Below are 19,101 nucleotides of genomic sequence, written 5' to 3' on the forward strand. Positions count from 1 at the left end.
TACTTCGTAATCGTCCCTGGGTAAGTGCCTATTGTATGTTATGAATAGAATCATGATTTGGAAATATGTCCTCCTTTGTAGCCGGAGCCGGAGTGATGGAGATGCCAACCTATTAAAGAAGGGGTATCCCTCGGCCATTAAGATGACCAAGGGATACCCCAATCGGAATCAAGAAGTGAAAACAAATTGGAAAGAGATCTAATACTGCCCGGTTAACGAAAGACTATAGGCGGCAACTTTCGGACTATGGATTTGGGCGGTGTAGTTGTCGTACGGCTGTCCGGTTGCGAGCGTATAAGTCCCCGTCAACGATTGTCCGGCGTTCAGCGTTACGATCGTTTCGCTCACCCACGTGCCGTTGCGATATAACTCAATATAGATCGACTGGCTGTACAGCGAATCCGAGTTGCGCAAAAACGCGTTCAGCTTCACTTGGCCATATGCGGTACCACTAACCGATCCTGTATACTGCGGCGTGCTGACCCATACCGTCGAACTCGCCGTCTGTCCCGTGCTGTTTTTGGCGATGATCGTAATTTTCTCCGCCAAGCTCGGATTCGTAGTAATCGTTGTCGAGGTGCCGGTCACGGTATTGACATGATTGTCGTTTCTAAGGATTTCGTAGCTCACTGCGTTGCTGGCCGTCCAACTGAGATTGATTTGCGACCAAGTCGCCGAGTACGTGATGACCGGTGCGGTCGGGCAACCTGCAGTCGTTACCGTTTTCGACAGGCTGCCGAACGTGCCGGAGCCAATGACATCGAACGTATAGCTCGTGCAAGTGCTAAGTCCCGTAGCCACATACGTACTGCCGGCGATAGTCGCTTGATATACGCCGTTCTTGTTAATTTGTACCGTTGTCTCCCCCGACTGTAGCGTCCAATTCAGCGTCACCGAGCTGTTCGTGATGTTGTTCGCCGTCAAATTCGTCGCTGCTTGCGCTGAAATAACCGGAACGAGCATAACCGCAACCATCAAAGCCAGCATTAATTTGAACATCCGTGAGCGCATACCATCCACATCCTTTTCATCGATTGACATTCGTCGCACAACCTCTTGCTCATTGACGTAATTCGATTCGTCTTGCAGACTTACGATCTTTAACTCCCTCCTCTAATGACTGTAGTCGGCTGTGCAGACTTATTTTAACTTTCGTCGAACACCAAAAATACGCTGCATTCTTATCTTTCCTAGTGCGATTTTATCCATAAAATGTTATTTTTTTCAGAGCGCCGCATGACAGAACTTAATCCGAGAAAAAGAAAAAGCCCGCGGTTTCCGCGGACTTCATTCAGACAATGTTCTTGTCAACCGATATTAAGTTTTGCATTTTCCCCTCTGGGATTCGATTGTTTTCTCTAGATAGCCGGCAATGCCCGATAGTTCATGCTGCGTCTGCAGCAAGCCAATCAACGCCCTGATCAGCACGCCTCTCGGCTGATCCTCTCCGACTTCCTTTTGGATCAATATAGCCGCTTCGGTCAGTTCCGTTTTTCGTGCGGTCGGCACATGCAGCTCGTGAATCGAGGCAAGCAACCGGGATACTACTTCCTCCAAAATCTCGTGCGCGGGGATCGAGGCGCCTTCCATGCCGCAGGAGACGAATTTATCCATGATCGCCGGACCGAAGATCGGTTCGGGCTTCGAGCGAAGGATTCCCGCAGCCATATCGTCCATCCGGTCGACGATGAAAGCCGCGATCGTTCCGTTATCGGCAGTGCGTCCGACTACGGTCATAATGCTCATATATCCCTTCATTATCCCAACGTACAAAGTGACCAAATCCCACTTGTTCCGTTCGACGTCTTGCCCATACGCGCGTTCGAGGCAGTCCCCATAATAAGAGAGCATATAAGCACGCATATGCTGCAAAAATTTCGAAAAACCGCCTTCCTCGTTCATCGACAGTTCATAAAACTCCTGTATGTTGGAAAAGAATTCCGTGAAAAAGGCAAACTGGTTATGCGTTTCTTGAATGAACCGCTCTTTCGGCGACAATTCGGCATCCGATTTGATTCGCTCGACTTGTTCGAACATCGCGTGCAGCCGATTGCGGTACACTTCGATCAGCAATTCCTCTTTTGAAGAGAAAAACTTGTACAAGGAGCCTTTCGCGATGCCGCAATCGTTAGCGATGTCTTGGATCGAGGTGGACGAATAACCTTTATCCGCGAACATCCGTATGGCGGACGCGATAATTTTTTCTTTTTGCAGGCTCATTAGGCTCATCTCTTTCAGAAAAGGATTGACAATTCACGGTCCATTGATAACAATATTGTAGTGCATGACTTGTCGGTTTTCAAGAGAAACGATTGGTCATGAAAATAAATACGCTCAACATGGAGAGAAGGTTTCAATATGTCAACACAAGCAGCACCGGCTTCATCAACCGAGTTTTCGATCAAAACCATTATCGCACCGCTAATGGCCGTTATCGTCGGTATGATCATGGTCATTCTGGACAGCACCGTCGTCAACGTCGCTTTGGCGAAATTCCAGTCGGAGTTCCACGCTACTCTCAATACGGTACAATGGACATTCACGGGTTATACGCTAGCGCTGTCCGCCGTTATCCCGCTTGCCGGATGGATGACCGATAGATTCGGATCCAAACGCGTATTCCTGACGACGATCGCCTTGTTCACGCTCGGCTCCGTCCTATGCGGCGCGGCTCAAACGGTCGATCAACTTATTATCTTCCGCGTCATTCAAGGTCTCGGCGGCGGTATGGTCATGCCGATCGGTATGGCGATCATTTTCCGTCTCGCTCCTCCCGAACGCCGCGGCGCTGTTATGGGCATGCTCGGCATTCCGATGCTGATGGCCCCTGCTCTCGGTCCGATCTTGTCGGGTTGGCTGATCGAGTCCGTCTCGTGGCACTGGATCTTCCTGATCAATTTGCCTATCGGCATCGTCGGAATGATCGTCGGTATCAAATATTTGCCTAACTTCGCTACGAGCAAACCGCCTCGCCTGGACATCCTCGGGATGATCCTTGCGCCGATCGCGTTCGCAACTTTGGCTTACGGGGTAAGCGAAGGCGGCCGCGTTAACAAAAGCGGCAGTACTAGCTGGGGCTCCGACAACGTATTGATCGCCCTTATCGTTGGCGGAATCGCGCTTCTCTTGTTCATTATCGTAGAGCTAAGACATAAGCAGCCGCTTCTCGAGCTCCGCGTATTCCGTTCCTCCGATTTCACGCGCGGTACGTTACTTGTATGGATCGTTCAAATCGCCTTGTTCGGCGCTATGATCCTAATGCCTGTATTCTTGCAGGACATCCGCCATTATTCGCCGCTTGAAACGGGTCTTATCATGCTGCCTCAAGCGATAGGTTCGATGTTCTTCATGCCGATCGGCGGTAAGTTATTCGATAAAATCGGCGCGCGTCCGCTCGCTATCGTCGGTCTGTCGCTCGTTGCAGGAGCGTTGTTCCTGCTTCACAACATCACGGTCGATACGAAGCTCTTCATGATCATGATTCCGTTGTTCATGATCGGTTCCGGCATGGGACTTTCGATGATGTCGCTTAATACGCACGTCTTGAACTCGGCTCCCCGCCATCTCGTTACCCGCGTGACCCCGCTTACGACGGCGGCTCAACAAGTCGTAACGTCGTTCGCGGTCGCCGGTTTGACCGGCTTCATGACGACCCGTTTGAACGATCACTTGGCAAGCGGCGGCGCGAACGTGGATAAAGTCGCTGCAGCCGTCAGCGCCTACAGCGATACGTTTTATCTTGGCTTCGGCTTGACGCTGTTCGGCATCCTGTTCAGTCTCATCCTTCGCAAACCGAAACCGCAGCCTGAACCCGAAGGCACGGACAAGGTCGATCCAGCGATGATGATGGGTCACTAAAATAAAATTCATAAAAAGGTTGGGCGGATCGAATCCGCTCAACCTTTTTTGATGTCCTCTTCCCCATTTTTATACCGAGTTAATTTAAAGGATCGGTGCATCCTATTCCTGATTAATGAACTAAATTCAGGAGGCATCAATGAGACAGTTCCTAATGTTATGTATTTGTTTTTTGATCTTTCAGACGGTTGGTTACGCCGCTCCCCCGAAAGACCGGTTTTATTATGAAAAGCGCGGAGAAGTCGTCTGGGAAGTATCCACCGATGAGAAAGTGATCGCCTTAACCTTCGATGACGGTCCTCATCCGCGATACACGCCGCAGATTTTGGACTTGCTCAAGCAGTATCATGCTAACGCCACTTTCTTCGTCGTCGGAAAGAAAATAAAACTTTACCCTGACGTGCTCAAGCGAGAATTAAACGAAGGACATGAGATAGCCAATCATACATATAGCCATGCTTTTCTTACTAAAGGGACGAACATGAAATATGAAATCAATAAAACGGAGCAAACCATTTTCTCCGTCGCCGGCATCCGAAGTCAATTATTTCGTCCGCCTGGGGGTTTCTACAACGAAGATTTAGTCCGTTTGGTCAAGCAAGAAGGATATAAAATGATCATGTGGTCGTGGCATTTGGATACGAGGGATTGGAGTTTGCCGGGAGTCGCTAGAATCGTAAATAAAGTGTTGAAAAACGCGAGCAGCGGCGATATCGTTCTGTTCCACGATTACGTGGAAGGCGGCACCCAGACCGTCGAAGCCCTAAAGAGAATCTTGCCGGAATTGGAGAAGCAAGGGTATCGGTTTGTCACCGTCTCTGAATTGTTAACGTATCGGAAGTCGGTCCCTGCTAAGCATCCATGAACGATTAAGAGACATTAACCCCCTAGCCTGATCGCTAGGGGGTTGCCATTATGTGCGGCTATTCGAAAGGACTAATCGTCCATTCCCTTTCCATCGAGAATGTGCGGAATATACTTTTCAATTCGTGAATCTCGGGTTTTCGATTGCTTGGCCGCGGAAAAGTAAAGCATGTACCCTCGTTGACGTCCCGGTGTCAATGCTTCGAACGCGGTTTTCAACTCCGGGATTTCAACGAATTTAATTTGCAATTCTTCGGGGACTTCGTATTCCGTATTCTTTTTATATTCGACTTGCAAGCCGGCTTTTTCGACTTCGATGGCTTCATCGATATACGTTTTGATGATCAGCTGCATCTCTTCGATCTGTTGAAGGCTGGTGAACCGAATCTGACGTGCCGACTGTACGTTCTCCGTCTGTTGGACGAGGATGCCGTGGGGATCTTTTAACAAGGCGCCTTTGTGGAACAGCAGCGCGCAATAGTGTTTAAATCCGTGGATTAAGACGATGTTTTTGTCCTCGTACATGTAACAAGGATGCATCCACTTAATATCCTCGCTCAGATCGCAGTCGAGCACGATGCTTCTCAGCAGCTCGAATTCTTCCTTCCATTGCTTGGCTTTGCGCATGAATCCGTCAACCTTAGGGCTCGTTTTGCTTGTCGTCATCGAGGTGCACCTCTCATGAGTATAATGGCTATTTCCGCCAAAAAGTCGAACAATCCGCCTTATCGTGTAGATTAAACGAGATCATTTTCTCCAGTAGCGAGAACTCGACCGGACGATTCCACGGCATTCGCACCAGCTCTTTGGTGTGATCGTAGCCGGCTTGCGCGATGTCCGCGGCACAGTGAATCATCCCTGCCTTTTCGGGGGCTACGGCCAAATGCTGTTTGGATACGCTGAATCCGATGATAAATGTGCCGTGATCGGTAAACATGGGCTGTTTCCAGGCGATTATCGGCACTAAATTCGGAAACTTCTCGGCTACCCAAGTTAAAACTTCTTCGGTTCGGGCTTTATGTTCCGGGTTATCGATTCGAGACAAAAAATCTACGAAAACATCCATGTTATTCCCTCCCATTATCCCTACTTCAAGTATCTTCCCGTGATCGATTGCTCCGCATGGATGATCTGCGAAGGCGTACCCTCGAACACAACGTGTCCGCCCCTGCTGCCTCCGTCCGGTCCCATATCGATGATCCAATCCGCTTGGCTGATTACTTCGAGGTTGTGCTCGATGACGATGACCGTATTGCCGGCATCGACGAGGCGGTTCATGATCGCAAGCAAATGACCGATATCCGACATATGAAGCCCGGTCGTCGGCTCGTCCAACACGTAGATGCTTCCCTTCTTATGCAGCTCGCTTGCCAGCTTGATACGCTGACATTCACCGCCCGAGAGCGTGCTGAGCGGCTGACCGAGCGTAATGTAGTTCAGCCCGACGTCGCTCATCGCTTGCAGCTTGCGTACGACTTCTTTGAGATCGAAGAAGTCCAATGCTTGTTCGACGGTCATCTCCAGCACGTCTGCTATCGATTTGCCGTTCAGTTTGTACTCGAGCACCTCTTCCTTGAACCGTCTGCCCCCGCATACTTCGCACGGTAGATCCACGCTGTCCAGGAACGAAAGGTTGATAGTGATGACGCCCTGTCCTTGGCAATTGTCGCAAGCGCCTTTGGAGTTGAAGCTGAATAGGCCTTGATTGACTTTGTTCGCGGTAGCGAACGCTTTGCGCACATCGTCCATTATGCCCGTGTAAGTCGCAGGATTCGAACGCGTGGACACGCCTACCGCCGATTGGTCGATGACAATCGCATCCGGATGATTGCCGAGGAATACATCGTTTATCAAGGTGCTTTTGCCGGAACCGGCTACACCCGTAACGACAGTCAGCACGCCAGTTGGAATATCTACGCTCACGTTCCGTACGTTGTGCAGCGTCGCATCCTTGATGGACAGCTTGCCGGATGGCTTTCTGCAATCCTGCTTCAGCCTCAACGGCCGTTTCATATGGGTGCCTGTGAGGGTACCTGACTCTAGCAGGCCTTGGTAGCTTCCTTCGTAGATGATATTACCACCGCGACTGCCGGCGTGAGGCCCGACGTCGACGATATGATCCGCTACCTTAATTACATCGGGATCATGCTCGACGACAATAACGGTATTACCCTTGTCGCGCAGCTTCTGCAGCAATTCGTTTAACCGATGGACATCGCGAGGGTGCAAGCCGACGCTAGGCTCATCGAAAATATAGGTGACATCCACGAGGCTGCCGCTCAGGTGCTTCACCATCTTGACGCGCTGCGATTCGCCGCCGGATAACGTATCCGTCTCGCGGTCCAGCGTTAAGTAGTCGAGTCCGATATCGACCAGGTGCTGCAACCGCTCCGTCAGCGACTTAACGACCGGTGCCGCGACGGGATCATCGATCTCGCGAACAACTCGGATGAGATGACCGACTTCCATAGCCGACAGATCCGCAATGTTGTACCCGTTGATCCTGCAGCCGAGCGCGGCCTGACTGAGTCTCGCCCCGTGGCAGCTAGAGCAAGTCCCTTCGATTAGGAACGGAGCAACGGCTTGCTGCGTGCGCTCGGACTTCGCCTTTAGATCTTGCTTGATGTATTTGTTGGTGAACTTCTCGATAACGCCTTCGACGGTAATATTGATGGACTTACCGCCGAACTGCATCGCTACTTTCCTCGCCTTGCTATATAGCAGTTCCTCTAGTTCCTCATTAGAAAAGTCGCTTAGTTTTTTGTCGAGATCGAAGGCTCCAGTTTCAACGATCATGTTCCAGTCCATGCTGTTCACTTTATAGTCCGGCAGCAGGAGGGCTCCTTCGTTCAACGACTTGGACATGTCCAGCGCCTTGCTCATGTCAACGACAAGGCTGCGCCCCATCCCGTTGCACTCCGGACACATGCCTTGCGGATCGTTGAACGAGAACATATGCGACTGTCCGACAAAAGGCTTGCCCGCCCGGGAGAACAGCAGACGGACAATCGGAGAAATGTCGGTAATCGTGCCCATCGTGGAATGGGAACCGCCGCCTAGCCTCTTCTGATCCACGATGACCGCCATGCTCAAGTTCTCGATCGCGTCCGCGTCCGGCTGAGGAACTTTGGGCAGGAACGTGCGCACGAACATGCTGAAGTTCTCGTTCAGCAAGCGCGTCGATTCCGCTGCGATCGTATCGAATACGATCGAGGACTTGCCGGATCCGGATACCCCGGTGAAAATCGAGATTTTCCGCTTCGGAATGCTTAACGATACGTTCTTAAGATTGTTTTCCCTCGCGCCCGAGATTACGATGTATTCCTGATTGGGTTCGTTCAAGGTTAACATCCTTCCGCCCATGTAAAATCGTACCTATTCCTGCATTGTACCATCAGTCCGAACGAACATAAAACGGCTGCAAAGTGCATGCAGCCGTTTTATATTTCCTATTTCCGATTACTGCGCCAACAGCTTATTCAGCTCGCCGCACATATTAGTCCAGCCGTACTTCGCGCCGCCCAATGCCTGGTTATTGGAGATTCCGGATTGTTCGAGGTTAAGGTTAACCTTGCCGTCCCCTAAGTCCTTCAGCGTCCAGACGACCGTGTGCTTCTCCCCGCCGCTTCCCCATGTGTAGGACAGCCGGTTCGGTGCGTCCATGGTAAGCACTTCGCCTACGACGATCCCGTCCCAATATTCGGTCGGCGTCTGTCGAAACGTAAAGCTGTGGCCTACGACGGGCTTAAAATCGTTCGGCATGACCCATTTGGCAAGCTTGTCGGACTCGGTTAAAGCCGACCATAGCTTCTCGATCGTCGTCGTATACTGAAAGTCCAAGTTCAAGGTTAAACTCATAGTTCTTCCTCCTCCAATAGTCGGTTTAAGCGCAACATATTCGTACTCCAGAAATTGCTATAGTAAGCTACCCAATCTTGTACTTCTTTAAGCGGCGCGGCGTTTAGCCTAAAACGCGTTTCTCTGCCGACTTTTCGGTCCAGTACGAGACCGGCTTCTTTAAGTATGGTCAGATGCTTGGAAACCGCCGTTCGGCCCATTTGAAAATGCGGCGTTAATTCATGAAGCGGAAGCTCCCCCGCCTCGGCCAACAGACGAATGAGTTGGCGCCTTGTCGGATCCGCGATCGCGCCGAACGCATCCCGCGAATAGTCGTTCTCGTTCACAACACCCTCTCCTAAATGGGTTTATAAAAAGAACAAGCTTATTTGGTGCCAACCTTTCCGAGCGATTAGCCGGCTATTGGACACCGATTGGTGACGATTTGATTATATGTCACCATTCGGTGTCGTGTCAACACGATATCGAGTAGGCCCATGCGCAATTACATGGGCCTCTCACAGATCCGTACGTTGCGGGTCATCGCATACGGCTCCTCCAGTATTTATCCCCTTTGGGGATGAAGCTCATTGTAAAGGTCGGTTAAAGAACATAGACCCATTTCCCTTAAAACCACTTTATTATGGTTCGGATCCATTTCATTTATGCGGCAAGAGTGGAACAATTTCTCGGACATTGTCGGTTACGAAGGGAGACATGTTATTGTGGGGTGGAAAAATCCCGAACACCATTAGAGGAGGAATAAAAATGAAAAAAACAGCAATTGCAATCGTGTCGGCTTGCATGATTTTCACGGCAAGTTCCGCAGCATATGCAGCGGTGCCAGCTGCTGAGAAGAAACACGAACACAAACTGCATGCGAAGAGCATGCATCATAAGATGCATGCCAAATCCAAGACGCATGCCAAGAGCCTTCATGCCAAGAGCCTTCATGCTAAGAGCCTTCATGCTAAAAGCCTGAGAGCTAAAGATGTCAGTGAACTGCCGAAAACAGGTTTCGGCGGCGCTAGCGAACAAACGGAATAGGAGTATGGAGGGGTATGTAACAATACCCCTCTTTTCTTAACATGAAAAATATGCGGATATTAATTGTCGTAGTGGCCATAGTCGCAGTTATTTCCGGTTGTACTCATGCTAAGGAACGCAAAAATAACGAGATCCAAATGAAACAAAAAACACAAGTTGCCCAGCAGGTTGAACCTAGCCACAGTGATAGGAAACCTATACCTGTTCGATCTGCCAAGAATAAACCCTATCCGAATGGAATAACCCCAGCTCGAATATATATTCCTGCGATTGATCTTCATTCACAGGTAGAATTTGTTGATGTTATGGATAACGGGCAGATGGGAGTACCTAATCGTTCAGACACAGTGGGATATCTCTCGAATGGAATATTGCCTGGAGCGGTCGGGAATGCGGTTATGGACGGTCATTATGACAGCCGTACTGGACCTGCGGTTTTTTTTCGATTAAAGCAGTTAAAACCAGGAGATATCGTTATCGTTAAAAATGAACGAGGAGAATATATTGAATTCGCCGTACAGTCCGTTAAAACGTATGGTAAATCCGTTGCCCCGATCGCCATGATATTCGGTCCAACCCAGGAATCTAATCTTAACTTAATTACATGTGCGGGTAAGTATAGTAGAAAGTTAAAGGAACATCAGGAAAGACTTGTTGTATTCACCAAGAGGTTAAGCTAAGAAGTGGGACAGCTTGCCTGAGGATCAGTCGATGCGCTGCCAAGCGCACAGAAAGCTCCCGATCGCTCGGGAGCTGCCTCTCTTCCGACATGTATCAGGCCTAAGGCCGCTCGCAGTATTAAGCCTTGCACTTCGCGCATACGCCATAAAACTCGACCTGAAAGCTTTCGACCAGGAACGTACCGTTATGCGTACCGACGGCCATCAGCGCTTCGGTCTCTTCGGGCTCCAGATCGTAGATTTCGCCGCAAGCTTTACAATGAAAATGCCAATGATCCGTCTCGGTCAATTCAAAGTTGCTGGACTTGTCGCCGTTCGTAAGCTCTTTGACGAAGCCGATTTCCTTCAGCTTCTTAAGCGTGTTATACACCGTCGCTTGGCTTACGTAAGGAAACTTCTGGATCATCATGGAGTAAATCCGCTCCGCCGTCGGATGGGACAATTCGAATAGCAGTTCGACGATATGAACGCGTTGAGGGGTAAGTCGCAGCCCCTCTTCTTTCATATGGTCTAATACTGTATCCTTACTCATGATGATCCCTCCTCTTCCTTATATTTATACGTTTAGTTCAGATCGAAACGATCCGCGTTCATGACTTTCACCCAGGCAGCTACGAAGTCGCGCACGAATTTCTCTTTGTTATCTTCTTGCGCATACACTTCCGCGATGGCGCGCAGTACGGAGTTCGAACCGAATACGAGGTCGACCGTTGTCGCCGTACGCACGACTTTGCCCGTCTTGCGGTCGCGACCGTTAAAGGCAATGCCGTCCACTGGCTCCCAAGCGATTCCCATGTCAAGCAGATTTACGAAGAAGTCATTGGTAAGCGTGCCTACGTGATCGGTGAAGACGCCGTGTCCGGTACCGCCGAAGTTCGTGCCGAGTACCCGCATGCCGCCGACAAGCGCAGTCATTTCCGGCGCGGAAAGGTTGAGCAGCTGCGCTTTGTCTACGAGAAGTTCCGCCGGACTTACGCGATACTGTTGCTTCTGATAGTTGCGGAAACCGTCAGCGACCGGCTCAAGCACGGCAAAGCTTTCTAGGTCGGTTTGCTCTTGCGTGGCGTCTCCGCGTCCAGAAGTAAAAGGAACGGTTACGTCATAGCCCGCATCGCTTGCGGCTTTTTCCACCGCGGCGCTACCGCCGAGCACGATCAAATCAGCCAGACTGACCGTACCGGCAAAGTCTTCTTGAATGCCTTCCAGGATCGTAAGCACCTTGGACAGCTGTCCCGGTTGGTTCGCTTCCCAATCTTTCTGAGGCGCAAGCCGGATACGGGCGCCGTTCGCGCCGCCGCGCATATCGGAGCCGCGGAAAGTGCTTGCCGAAGCCCATGCCGTCGTAACGAGTTCGCTGACCGTGAGTCCGGATTCAAGGATTTTGGCTTTAAGCTCCGTTACTTCCGCATCTGTCAATGCATAATCTACGGTCGGAATCGGATCTTGCCAGATCAAAACTTCGTTAGGAACTTCAGGGCCGAGATATCTTGCACGTGGTCCCATGTCGCGGTGAGTGAGCTTGAACCACGCGCGAGCGAACACATCGGCGAATTCATCCGGATTCTCATAGAAACGACGAGCAATCTTCTCGTACGCAGGATCCACTCGCAACGCCATATCCGCAGTGGTCATCATCGTCGGCACGCGAACGGATGCATCTTCCGCGTCCGGCGCGAGATGCTCCGCGGCAGGATTAATCGGGGTCCACTGATTTGCACCTGCCGGGCTCTTCGTGAGCTGCCATTCGTATCCGAACAATAGCTCGAAGAACCCATTATCCCATTGCGTAGGATTCGCCGTCCAAGCACCTTCGATACCGCTGGTGATCGTGTGGCGACCTTTGCCGGAGCCGTGCGTGCTCAGCCAGCCTAAGCCCTGCGCTTCAACCGCGGCGGCTTCCGGTTCCGCGCCGACGAGCGCGGCGTCTCCTGCGCCGTGCGCCTTGCCGAACGTATGCCCGCCGGCGACGAGCGCGACGGTTTCTTCATCGTTCATTCCCATGCGCTTGAACGTTTCGCGGATGTCGCGACCGCTTGCGAGCGGGTCCGGCTTGCCGTTCGGACCTTCCGGATTTACGTAGATAAGTCCCATCTGAACGGCGGCAAGCGGATTCTCGAGCTCGCGATCGCCCGTGTAACGCTTATCTCCCAGCCATTCCGTTTCGTTACCCCAGTAGATGTCTTCTTCCGGATGCCATACGTCCGCGCGTCCGCCGCCGAACCCGAATGTTTTGCCGCCCATGGATTCAATCGCGACATTGCCTGTCAGGATGAACAAGTCGGCCCAAGAGATTTTGTTGCCGTACTTTTGCTTAATCGGCCATAATAGCCGACGGGCTTTGTCGAGGTTGCCGTTGTCGGGCCAGCTGTTAAGAGGAGCAAAACGCTGCGTGCCGGTTCCTGCGCCGCCGCGGCCGTCTCCCGTGCGGTATGTACCTGCGGAGTGCCAAGCCATACGGATAAAGAAAGGACCATAATGACCGTAGTCGGCCGGCCACCAATCTTGACTGTCCGTCATAAGATCGCGTAGATCCTGCTTAAGCGCTTGGTAGTCTAGCTTTTGGAATTGCTCCGCGTAATCGAAATCTTCGCCCAGAGGGTTCGTTTTGCGGTCATGCTGATGAAGAATGTTCAAGTTCAATTGATTGGGCCACCAATTTCTATTCGTCGTACCACTCGATTTGTGACTTGTCGCGCTGCCGTGATTGAACGGGCACTTTCCGGAATTAGTCGTTGCCATTGTGTCCATTTTCACATCTCCGATCATTTTTAAAATAAATAGTAGATTATAATTACTATAATCTAAGTTATATTACAATACAGAATAGAAATCAACGGTTTTATTTGCAATTTAAAAAAGCCCGCGATCTACGCGGACTTAGTCGAGTACTCATCTCTTACATCTTTATTTCGCATCCGATAGCTTTATGATCTCGTGAGTCTCCGCCCATCGCATACTCTTCCAACGGTACGCCATCATTAGGCCGCGAATCCATTCGTCCATGACGAACGCCATGAGAATGCCGAACAATCCTAGCCCAAGATGGATGCCGAATAGGTAAGCGCTAGGGACCGCGAGACCCCACATGAACACGATGCCGACATAGACGGGATAGCGTACGTCGCCCGCGGCGCGCAGGGCGCTGATGAGAATAAGGTTAAAGGCGCGACCTGGCTCCAGTAAAAAAGCAAGCAGCAACAGCTTCCGCCCCATCGTAACGACCTCTTCGTTATCCGTTAACAGGTTAAGGAGGAAACCGCCGATTAGATTATAGAACCCGGCAATGACAAGACTGATCCCGACGCCGTACGCGAGGCTGCGAAACCCTATTCGGTATGCGCCTTCAGGATCGCGTGCACCAACGCGCCGCGCGACGAGAATTTGCGTGCCTTGCGCGATCGCTAGCGAAAACAGCGTTATCAGGTAAATAATTTGAAACGTGTATATACGCGTAATCATAGCGGTAACGCCGAGCATCGCGATAAAACTCGTAATAACGAGTTGCGATACGTTGTACGAAATCTGTTCCCCTGCTGCCGGCACTCCGATCCCGAGCAGCTCTTTGACATGACGGATGCGGAGCCGAATGAAATCGAACAACCCCGGCTTTCTATCGAGTACGCGAAGCAGCAGGACGAGCATGAGGGTAAAGCCGAGCGCGCGGCTTGATACCGTAGATACAGCGACGCCGGGAACGCCGAAAGATGGGATGTCGACAAAGCCGTTGAGCGCAACGTAGTTTCCGCCGATGTGAATGACGTTCATCGCGATCGAGACGAACATGACCTGACGCGTTAAGCCGTGGCTCTTCAATCCCGCCGATGCGGTAAGGAGTAGCGCCTGCACGAATATAAACCCGCCCGTAATGTGCGAGTATTGCATCGCGTAAGGCATCAGTTCCTCCTGCAAACCCATCAGACGAAGGATCGACTCTCCTTCCGCTAGCAGTAACGCGCTGATGATCAGTCCGAAAGCGAAGTTCATCGTGAGCGCGGAAGCGGCGAACTGGGGAACTTCGTCACGGTTTCCGGCTCCGATTTTGCGTGCGATCAGTATCGTCGTCCCCGTCGCGACGACCGCGAAGAGCAGAATCATCGTATTGTTGAGCTGGTTCACGACGCCGACGGCCGCGACCGCCTTGTCGTCGTATCTTCCTAGCATAAAAGTGTCGACGATGCCCATCAGCAAATTAAGCGCAAGCTCGATGAAGATTGGCCATGTCAAAGCGAATAAGGTCGGCGTCTGGTCTAGCGTATCGTGTTTGTTTATCGCATGCATGGCTGAGGTCCTCTCCGTGATGTCGTATCTTTTATTGTAAAAGAGTCGCCATGCGGTTTCCTACCTAGCAATGTATAGCGCGAAGTTAGAAAATTTATGAATTTTGCCGGCGGTACGTCTCGAAATACGCGACGACGACCTCGCGGAATTGCTGGGCAGCCCGCGACAGGTATCGGCTCTTGTGTCTCATTAACGCTATTTCCCGTGCCAGCTCGTGATCTTCAATAGCGACGTATCGGATATGTTCCCGCGCATTTTTTGCCGTGCTTGGCATGAAGGCTATGCCGATTCCTGCTTCCACGAGAGCGCTTAACCTTGCGGGTTCATCGCCCTCGTACACGTAATGAGGAGCGAACCCGGCCAAGGCGCATAAAGTGTCCACTAAGTCCCGGGTGCCGTAGCCTTTTTTGACGCCGACGAACCATTCTTCTTTCAATTCGATCAGAGAGATGCTCTCTCGGTCGGCAAGGCGATGTCCATTGGGGACCGCGACGAGAATCGGATCGACGCAAACAATTTGGCATTCGATATCCTCCCCCTGGATTGGAGGCGAAGATAAGCAGAAATCGACCTCTCCTCGATGAAGCAGCGAAATCATCTCCTGCGTGGCAAGCATTCGGACGTGGAAATGGATATGCGGCATCGTATGCCGAAACTCTCGTAGGATGGGCGGCAACGTGCTTGCGGTTGTTACCGCCAATTCGAGCGTGCCCGGTTCCAAGCCGGTGAGGTCCTTAAGCTCCTGCCTCCCTTGCTCCAGCTCTAACAATGCCTTTTCGGCACGGAGAAGGAATCGGCTTCCGAATTCGTTGAGTCTGAATTTCCCCCCTGTTCGATCGAACAGGGAGACGCCTAGATCCTCCTCCAAGCGTTGAATCGTTCTACTTAGCGACGATTGCGTGACGTGCAGGCTATGAGCAGCTTCGGTCACATGTTCCAAGCGGGCTACCGCGACAAAATACTGCAATTGTAGAAGCTCCATTAACCGCCCTCCGATCATTCCTTCAAGTCAATGAAATCATAACATGAAATGCGTTGGAGTAAATCATCCATTTCAAGTACGCTTTCATTAACACGCTTAGAGGGGGACACAATGTGAAAGCTAATAGCTGGTGGTTAATGATTACCGTCGGTTTGGGGATTCTCTTGAATCCGTTAAACTCTTCGATGGTATCCGTTGCGCTTCCAAGGCTGCAAAAGACGTACGAACTCGATTATACGGCGGTATCATGGATCATCTTCTCGTTCTACATCGCTAGCGCGATCGCTCAACCGGTCATGGGAAAAGCAAGCGATCTGTTCGGTCGCAGGAGCATTTTTCTAATCGGTCTTTTGGTGGCTATTGTATCGTCGCTGGCAGCTCCGCTATCGCCAAGCTTCGGATGGCTAATCGTGTCCCGAATCGTTCAATCGATCGGAACTAGCATGATGGTCGCGGTCGGGATGGCTATCGTTCGCATTCATATTACGGAAAAGCAAGCGACCGCGCTGTCCGTCTTGTCGATCTTCCTATCCGGGGCTGCAGCGATCGGCCCGTTTATCGGCGGGGCCCTAATACAATGGTGGGATTGGCAGGCCATCTTTGTCATCAATATTCCGTTTGCGGCGGCGAGTTTCGGATTAGCCTGGCGGACGCTGCCTAAGGACGAAACGGGAAAATCCGTTGCGAACAACGTTTCCTTCCGCGAATGGATGATTCGGCTCGATGCGACGGGGATGCTTCTTTTCTCGGTCGGCTTGGTGGCTTTGCTTATCGGTTTGCTCTCTTGCAAATCATCCGGAAGTTTCTCGCTGTTGAATATCGTTGAAGGACTGATTGGCCTCATGCTGCTTTTAGCCTTCGTGCGTCATGAGCTACGAACTCCCTCGCCATTCATTCCGTTGCGCATGTTCGGTCAATTTCCTGCCATGACATGGGTAAATGTCGAGTTCATGCTAGTGAACGCGCTGTTTTACTCGATCTTTTTCGGGCTGCCTTCGTATTTGCAAACGGTACGTCACGTCAGCGAATTTCATACGGGGATGCTGATGTTAAGTTTAGGCTCGTGCTCGTTAATTGCATCTCCGTTGGCAGGCCGATGGATCGATAAATCAGGACCTAAGCCGGCTTTGTTGCTGTCCGCGATCGTAATGGTTTTGGGATCGGCATGGCTTGTAACTTTAAATGAATCTTCGTCGTTAATTAGCGTGTGTCTGGCTTTAGCGGCTTTCGGAGTCAGCAACGGCTTGAACAACGTCGGCATGCAAGCAGCATTGTTCCAAAGCTCGCCTAAAGAAATCATCGGCGTCGCGTCCGGATTGTTCAGTACTTCAAGATACTTAGGTACTATACTCTCCTCTTTGTTGATCGGCATCGTCATGGGAGGCAAGTTCAGCTTCGAGGGATTTCGAGTGCTTGGGATTGTCCTTACGGCAATGTCATTGGCATTGGTCGCCATGAACCGGCGTGGCCGGAAGTCGTTGCAGCGACAAAAGTCGAAGGCTCACACCGTTCAATTGTAAAGTTACACGTACTTGTTCTTATATTGTGCAAGCGCAAGCAGCGGCCATATATACCCGTAACTATGATAGCGATTATAAAAGATACCTGGTAGGCCACCGCCGGTCGGATAGGCAGTAACCCAGCTGTCTTCTTGAGAAAGACCGATAAGGCGCTGGATTCCTTTAACGATTTCTGGAGTCGGAGACGCATGGACCGAGATGAGCGCGTCGAGCGCCCAGGCCGTTTGGGAAGGCGTGCTTGCGTTGAGGGGAACGTAGCGCATGATCGTATCGCTTTTGCACGATTCCCCCCATCCCCCGTCGTTATTTTGAATGACGGTTAGCCATTTCGCCCCTTGCTTACGGCCGGATGATCGGGTTCGACTCCCGCGTCCCTTAAGCCCGTTAACGCCGCCCACGTGCCATAGATGTAGCAAACGCCCCAGCGTCCGTACCAGGAACCATCGCTCTCTTGATTGTCGACAAGCCAGGCGGCGCTTTTGTTTATGCATTTGTGACTGACATCGAGCCCTGCGAATTTTCCTAAAAACGACAACGTTCGCCCCGTCAAATCCGGCGACGAAGGATCGATCGCTGACGATCTCGCCTCGACAAGCGGTAGCGACGCAAGTATTTTACGATCCGTATTTTTCTCGAACGAGGCCCACCCTCCGTCGTCGTTTTACATGGACAGCAGCCAGCTCATCCCGCGATTCCAGGCATCCAGGTACGTAGGGGCGGTTTTGGATAAGTTTTTGATGGCTCTTAATGCGGCAGTCGTATCGTCCACGTCCGGATTTAACGTATTCGAATCCGAGAAGCCCCATCCACCGGCAATCGCCTTCGGATTATGTAGGTGCCAATCACCGCGTTTGCGATGCTGCTTGGACAATAGATAATCAGCAGCTCGGTGAATCGTCGTACTATTCGCAGCCATCCCCGCTTCTTGTAAGGCGTAGCTTAGCAAGGCGGTGTCCCATACTTCGGAAGGCGAATTTTGCAGGAATATCGGGCGTTCAGTTCGACAGATCATGGATCGGAGTCCTTTGACTGCGCCCAGAATGACCGGATGGCGTTTGCCGTACCCGATAGCCAGCAGCGCGAAAACCATCAGAAAAGTGCTGGTCGCATAACTGTACAACGTGCCGTCCGGCTCTATTCGTTCAAGCATATACACTTCCGCCTTTTTGATCGCCTCCGCATGACGTTGGCTCGGTATGACCGCCATACTGTTAATGCCATTAATTATTTGATTGAGCAGCGTTTCGAAGTCGCGAGTATCGTGCTCAAGCTCGTCGTCGAACAAGGACTGGCTATCGCGCGGAGGGTGACCGATTAACTCGGATATATCGGGAGTCAGGCTCGTTCGAACGCTGAATCGGCGATCGGCCAACACCATAGCCGGAATCATATGCGCGCGGGCATAGACGGAAAAGTCGAACAAATTGATCGGAAACGACGAAGGAAGCAATAGAAACTCCAAGGGAACTTTAAGGTAACGAGGCCAAGGTAACTGTCCGGTTGCGGCTAGCATGACTTTGGTCATTAAACCTCGCACCTTGGGAAGGCCGCCCTTTTGCAGGATTAGCGTCCGGGCTTTCATCATCGGAGGATCGGTCGCCTGGCTGTAACCGGAATAGAGAAGCGCATAATAGCACTCGATCGTAGCGGACAAATTGCCTTCCTTCTCGTCGGGATAGGCTCGCCATGAACCATCCGGGTACTGGGTGGCAAGCAACCGGGAACGAAGCTCCAGGACAAGAGCCTCGTCGGGCACCTCTAAAGTCCTTAATAGCAATATCAGATACGCTTCCGTGAGCACGACGTTCTCATAGCATAGTCTCCACGATCCGTCATGCGCCTGCATTCGGGACAATAATTCCGTTAATCGTTCGATTTCTCGATCGACTTGGCCGCTCAAGTCCAAATGTCATCCTCCCCCTTCCCTCCCAACATCTTATTAGACAACAAAAGCCTTCATTCGGCGGGATGAAGTGCACCCCTTATAGTGGACATTGTATAAAACACCCTGGTGTTTTACCGATGAAAACTATAG

Annotated in this window: 16 protein-coding genes and 1 pseudogene; 5 read left to right on the forward strand and 12 right to left on the reverse strand. The window is 51.3% G+C overall.

Features of this window, described 5'->3' with window-relative positions; genetic code table 11:
• Window positions 1-198 precede the first annotated feature (198 nt).
• Together ACFPQ4_RS00510 and ACFPQ4_RS00515 are read right to left on the reverse strand one after the other, a co-directional pair.
• Window positions 199-1,011 (reverse strand): hypothetical protein, encoded by an 813-nt coding sequence (locus ACFPQ4_RS00510; RefSeq protein ID WP_378109746.1) that lies wholly within the window; start codon window positions 1,009-1,011, stop codon window positions 199-201.
• 306 nt (window positions 1,012-1,317) lie between these two features.
• On the reverse strand, window positions 1,318-2,220 hold the full coding sequence (locus ACFPQ4_RS00515; protein ID WP_378109747.1) for a TetR/AcrR family transcriptional regulator: 903 nt from the start codon (window positions 2,218-2,220) through the stop codon (window positions 1,318-1,320).
• A 138-nt stretch (window positions 2,221-2,358) separates the two neighbouring features.
• On the opposite strand from ACFPQ4_RS00515, the gene ACFPQ4_RS00520 reads away from it, so the two are divergent.
• Together ACFPQ4_RS00520 and ACFPQ4_RS00525 are read left to right on the forward strand one after the other, a co-directional pair.
• On the forward strand, window positions 2,359-3,858 hold the full coding sequence (locus ACFPQ4_RS00520; RefSeq protein WP_378109748.1) for a DHA2 family efflux MFS transporter permease subunit: 1,500 nt from the start codon (window positions 2,359-2,361) through the stop codon (window positions 3,856-3,858).
• A gap of 139 nt (window positions 3,859-3,997) precedes the next feature.
• Window positions 3,998-4,723 carry a polysaccharide deacetylase family protein gene (locus ACFPQ4_RS00525; RefSeq protein ID WP_378109749.1) on the forward strand — a complete coding sequence of 242 codons (726 nt, stop codon included), beginning with the start codon at window positions 3,998-4,000 and terminating at the stop codon, window positions 4,721-4,723.
• Between the two features lie 71 nt (window positions 4,724-4,794).
• Here the strand turns inward: ACFPQ4_RS00525 and ACFPQ4_RS00530 are convergent, their stop codons facing one another.
• The 5 genes from ACFPQ4_RS00530 to ACFPQ4_RS00550 form a co-directional block, all read right to left on the reverse strand.
• Window positions 4,795-5,388, reverse strand: coding sequence for a YdeI/OmpD-associated family protein (locus ACFPQ4_RS00530; protein ID WP_378109750.1), 594 nt, complete (start codon window positions 5,386-5,388; stop codon window positions 4,795-4,797).
• Between the two features lie 28 nt (window positions 5,389-5,416).
• The gene (locus ACFPQ4_RS00535; RefSeq protein WP_378109751.1) at window positions 5,417-5,788 is read right to left on the reverse strand and encodes an iron chaperone; all 372 of its coding nucleotides are present in this window, start codon (window positions 5,786-5,788) and stop codon (window positions 5,417-5,419) included.
• A 20-nt stretch (window positions 5,789-5,808) separates the two neighbouring features.
• On the reverse strand, window positions 5,809-8,064 hold the full coding sequence (locus ACFPQ4_RS00540; protein ID WP_378109752.1) for an ATP-binding cassette domain-containing protein: 2,256 nt from the start codon (window positions 8,062-8,064) through the stop codon (window positions 5,809-5,811).
• 117 nt (window positions 8,065-8,181) lie between these two features.
• The gene (locus ACFPQ4_RS00545; RefSeq protein WP_378109753.1) at window positions 8,182-8,580 is read right to left on the reverse strand and encodes an SRPBCC family protein; all 399 of its coding nucleotides are present in this window, start codon (window positions 8,578-8,580) and stop codon (window positions 8,182-8,184) included.
• Complete coding sequence (locus tag ACFPQ4_RS00550; RefSeq protein ID WP_378109754.1) at window positions 8,577-8,906, reverse strand: ArsR/SmtB family transcription factor; 330 nt, start codon at window positions 8,904-8,906, stop codon at window positions 8,577-8,579. The genes ACFPQ4_RS00545 and ACFPQ4_RS00550 overlap by 4 nt, the downstream gene beginning before the upstream one ends.
• A 421-nt stretch (window positions 8,907-9,327) precedes the next feature.
• Here ACFPQ4_RS00550 and ACFPQ4_RS00555 point away from each other — a divergent pair, with 421 nt between their 5' ends.
• Entirely contained in the window at window positions 9,328-9,606 is a 279-nt protein-coding gene (locus tag ACFPQ4_RS00555) for a hypothetical protein (RefSeq protein ID WP_378109755.1), read from the forward strand.
• Window positions 9,607-9,743: 137 nt separating this feature from the next.
• Window positions 9,744-10,286 carry a class F sortase gene (locus ACFPQ4_RS00560; protein WP_378109756.1) on the forward strand — a complete coding sequence of 181 codons (543 nt, stop codon included), beginning with the start codon at window positions 9,744-9,746 and terminating at the stop codon, window positions 10,284-10,286.
• Between the two features lie 118 nt (window positions 10,287-10,404).
• Here the strand turns inward: ACFPQ4_RS00560 and ACFPQ4_RS00565 are convergent, their stop codons facing one another.
• The 4 genes from ACFPQ4_RS00565 to ACFPQ4_RS00580 all read right to left on the reverse strand — a co-directional run bounded on the left by ACFPQ4_RS00565 (window position 10,405) and on the right by ACFPQ4_RS00580 (window position 15,546).
• Entirely contained in the window at window positions 10,405-10,818 is a 414-nt protein-coding gene (locus tag ACFPQ4_RS00565; RefSeq protein WP_378109757.1) for a Fur family transcriptional regulator, read from the reverse strand.
• Window positions 10,819-10,850: 32 nt separating this feature from the next.
• Entirely contained in the window at window positions 10,851-13,034 is a 2,184-nt protein-coding gene (gene katG / locus ACFPQ4_RS00570; protein ID WP_378109758.1) for a catalase/peroxidase HPI, read from the reverse strand.
• A gap of 156 nt (window positions 13,035-13,190) precedes the next feature.
• Entirely contained in the window at window positions 13,191-14,564 is a 1,374-nt protein-coding gene (locus ACFPQ4_RS00575) for an MATE family efflux transporter (RefSeq protein ID WP_378109759.1), read from the reverse strand.
• A 94-nt stretch (window positions 14,565-14,658) separates the two neighbouring features.
• The gene (locus tag ACFPQ4_RS00580) at window positions 14,659-15,546 is read right to left on the reverse strand and encodes a LysR family transcriptional regulator (RefSeq protein WP_378109760.1); all 888 of its coding nucleotides are present in this window, start codon (window positions 15,544-15,546) and stop codon (window positions 14,659-14,661) included.
• 113 nt (window positions 15,547-15,659) lie between these two features.
• Here ACFPQ4_RS00580 and ACFPQ4_RS00585 point away from each other — a divergent pair, with 113 nt between their 5' ends.
• Window positions 15,660-17,066 carry an MFS transporter gene (locus ACFPQ4_RS00585; RefSeq protein ID WP_378109761.1) on the forward strand — a complete coding sequence of 469 codons (1,407 nt, stop codon included), beginning with the start codon at window positions 15,660-15,662 and terminating at the stop codon, window positions 17,064-17,066.
• A gap of 2 nt (window positions 17,067-17,068) precedes the next feature.
• Here ACFPQ4_RS00585 and ACFPQ4_RS00590 read toward each other — a convergent pair.
• Window positions 17,069-18,912: pseudogene (locus ACFPQ4_RS00590) on the reverse strand (terpene cyclase/mutase family protein).
• Between the last annotated feature and the right edge of the window lie 189 nt (window positions 18,913-19,101).

Source organism: Cohnella yongneupensis, assembly GCF_042655785.1.
GTDB lineage: Bacteria > Bacillota > Bacilli > Paenibacillales > Paenibacillaceae > Cohnella > Cohnella yongneupensis.

Excerpts from the sequence above, each read along its gene's own strand:
- ACFPQ4_RS00510 (WP_378109746.1), bottom strand. The coding sequence starts at position 1,011 with ATGCGCTCACGGATGTTCAAATTAATGCTGGCTTTGATGGTTGCGGTT.
- ACFPQ4_RS00515 (WP_378109747.1), bottom strand. The coding sequence starts at position 2,220 with ATGAGCCTGCAAAAAGAAAAAATTATCGCGTCCGCCATACGGATGTTC.
- ACFPQ4_RS00520 (WP_378109748.1), top strand. The coding sequence starts at position 2,359 with ATGTCAACACAAGCAGCACCGGCTTCATCAACCGAGTTTTCGATCAAA.
- ACFPQ4_RS00525 (WP_378109749.1), top strand. The coding sequence starts at position 3,998 with ATGAGACAGTTCCTAATGTTATGTATTTGTTTTTTGATCTTTCAGACG.
- ACFPQ4_RS00530 (WP_378109750.1), bottom strand. The coding sequence starts at position 5,388 with ATGACGACAAGCAAAACGAGCCCTAAGGTTGACGGATTCATGCGCAAA.
- ACFPQ4_RS00535 (WP_378109751.1), bottom strand. The coding sequence starts at position 5,788 with ATGGATGTTTTCGTAGATTTTTTGTCTCGAATCGATAACCCGGAACAT.
- ACFPQ4_RS00545 (WP_378109753.1), bottom strand. The coding sequence starts at position 8,580 with ATGAGTTTAACCTTGAACTTGGACTTTCAGTATACGACGACGATCGAG.
- ACFPQ4_RS00555 (WP_378109755.1), top strand. The coding sequence starts at position 9,328 with ATGAAAAAAACAGCAATTGCAATCGTGTCGGCTTGCATGATTTTCACG.
- ACFPQ4_RS00560 (WP_378109756.1), top strand. The coding sequence starts at position 9,744 with ATGAAACAAAAAACACAAGTTGCCCAGCAGGTTGAACCTAGCCACAGT.
- ACFPQ4_RS00565 (WP_378109757.1), bottom strand. The coding sequence starts at position 10,818 with ATGAGTAAGGATACAGTATTAGACCATATGAAAGAAGAGGGGCTGCGA.
- katG (WP_378109758.1), bottom strand. The coding sequence starts at position 13,034 with ATGGACACAATGGCAACGACTAATTCCGGAAAGTGCCCGTTCAATCAC.
- ACFPQ4_RS00575 (WP_378109759.1), bottom strand. The coding sequence starts at position 14,564 with ATGCATGCGATAAACAAACACGATACGCTAGACCAGACGCCGACCTTA.
- ACFPQ4_RS00580 (WP_378109760.1), bottom strand. The coding sequence starts at position 15,546 with ATGGAGCTTCTACAATTGCAGTATTTTGTCGCGGTAGCCCGCTTGGAA.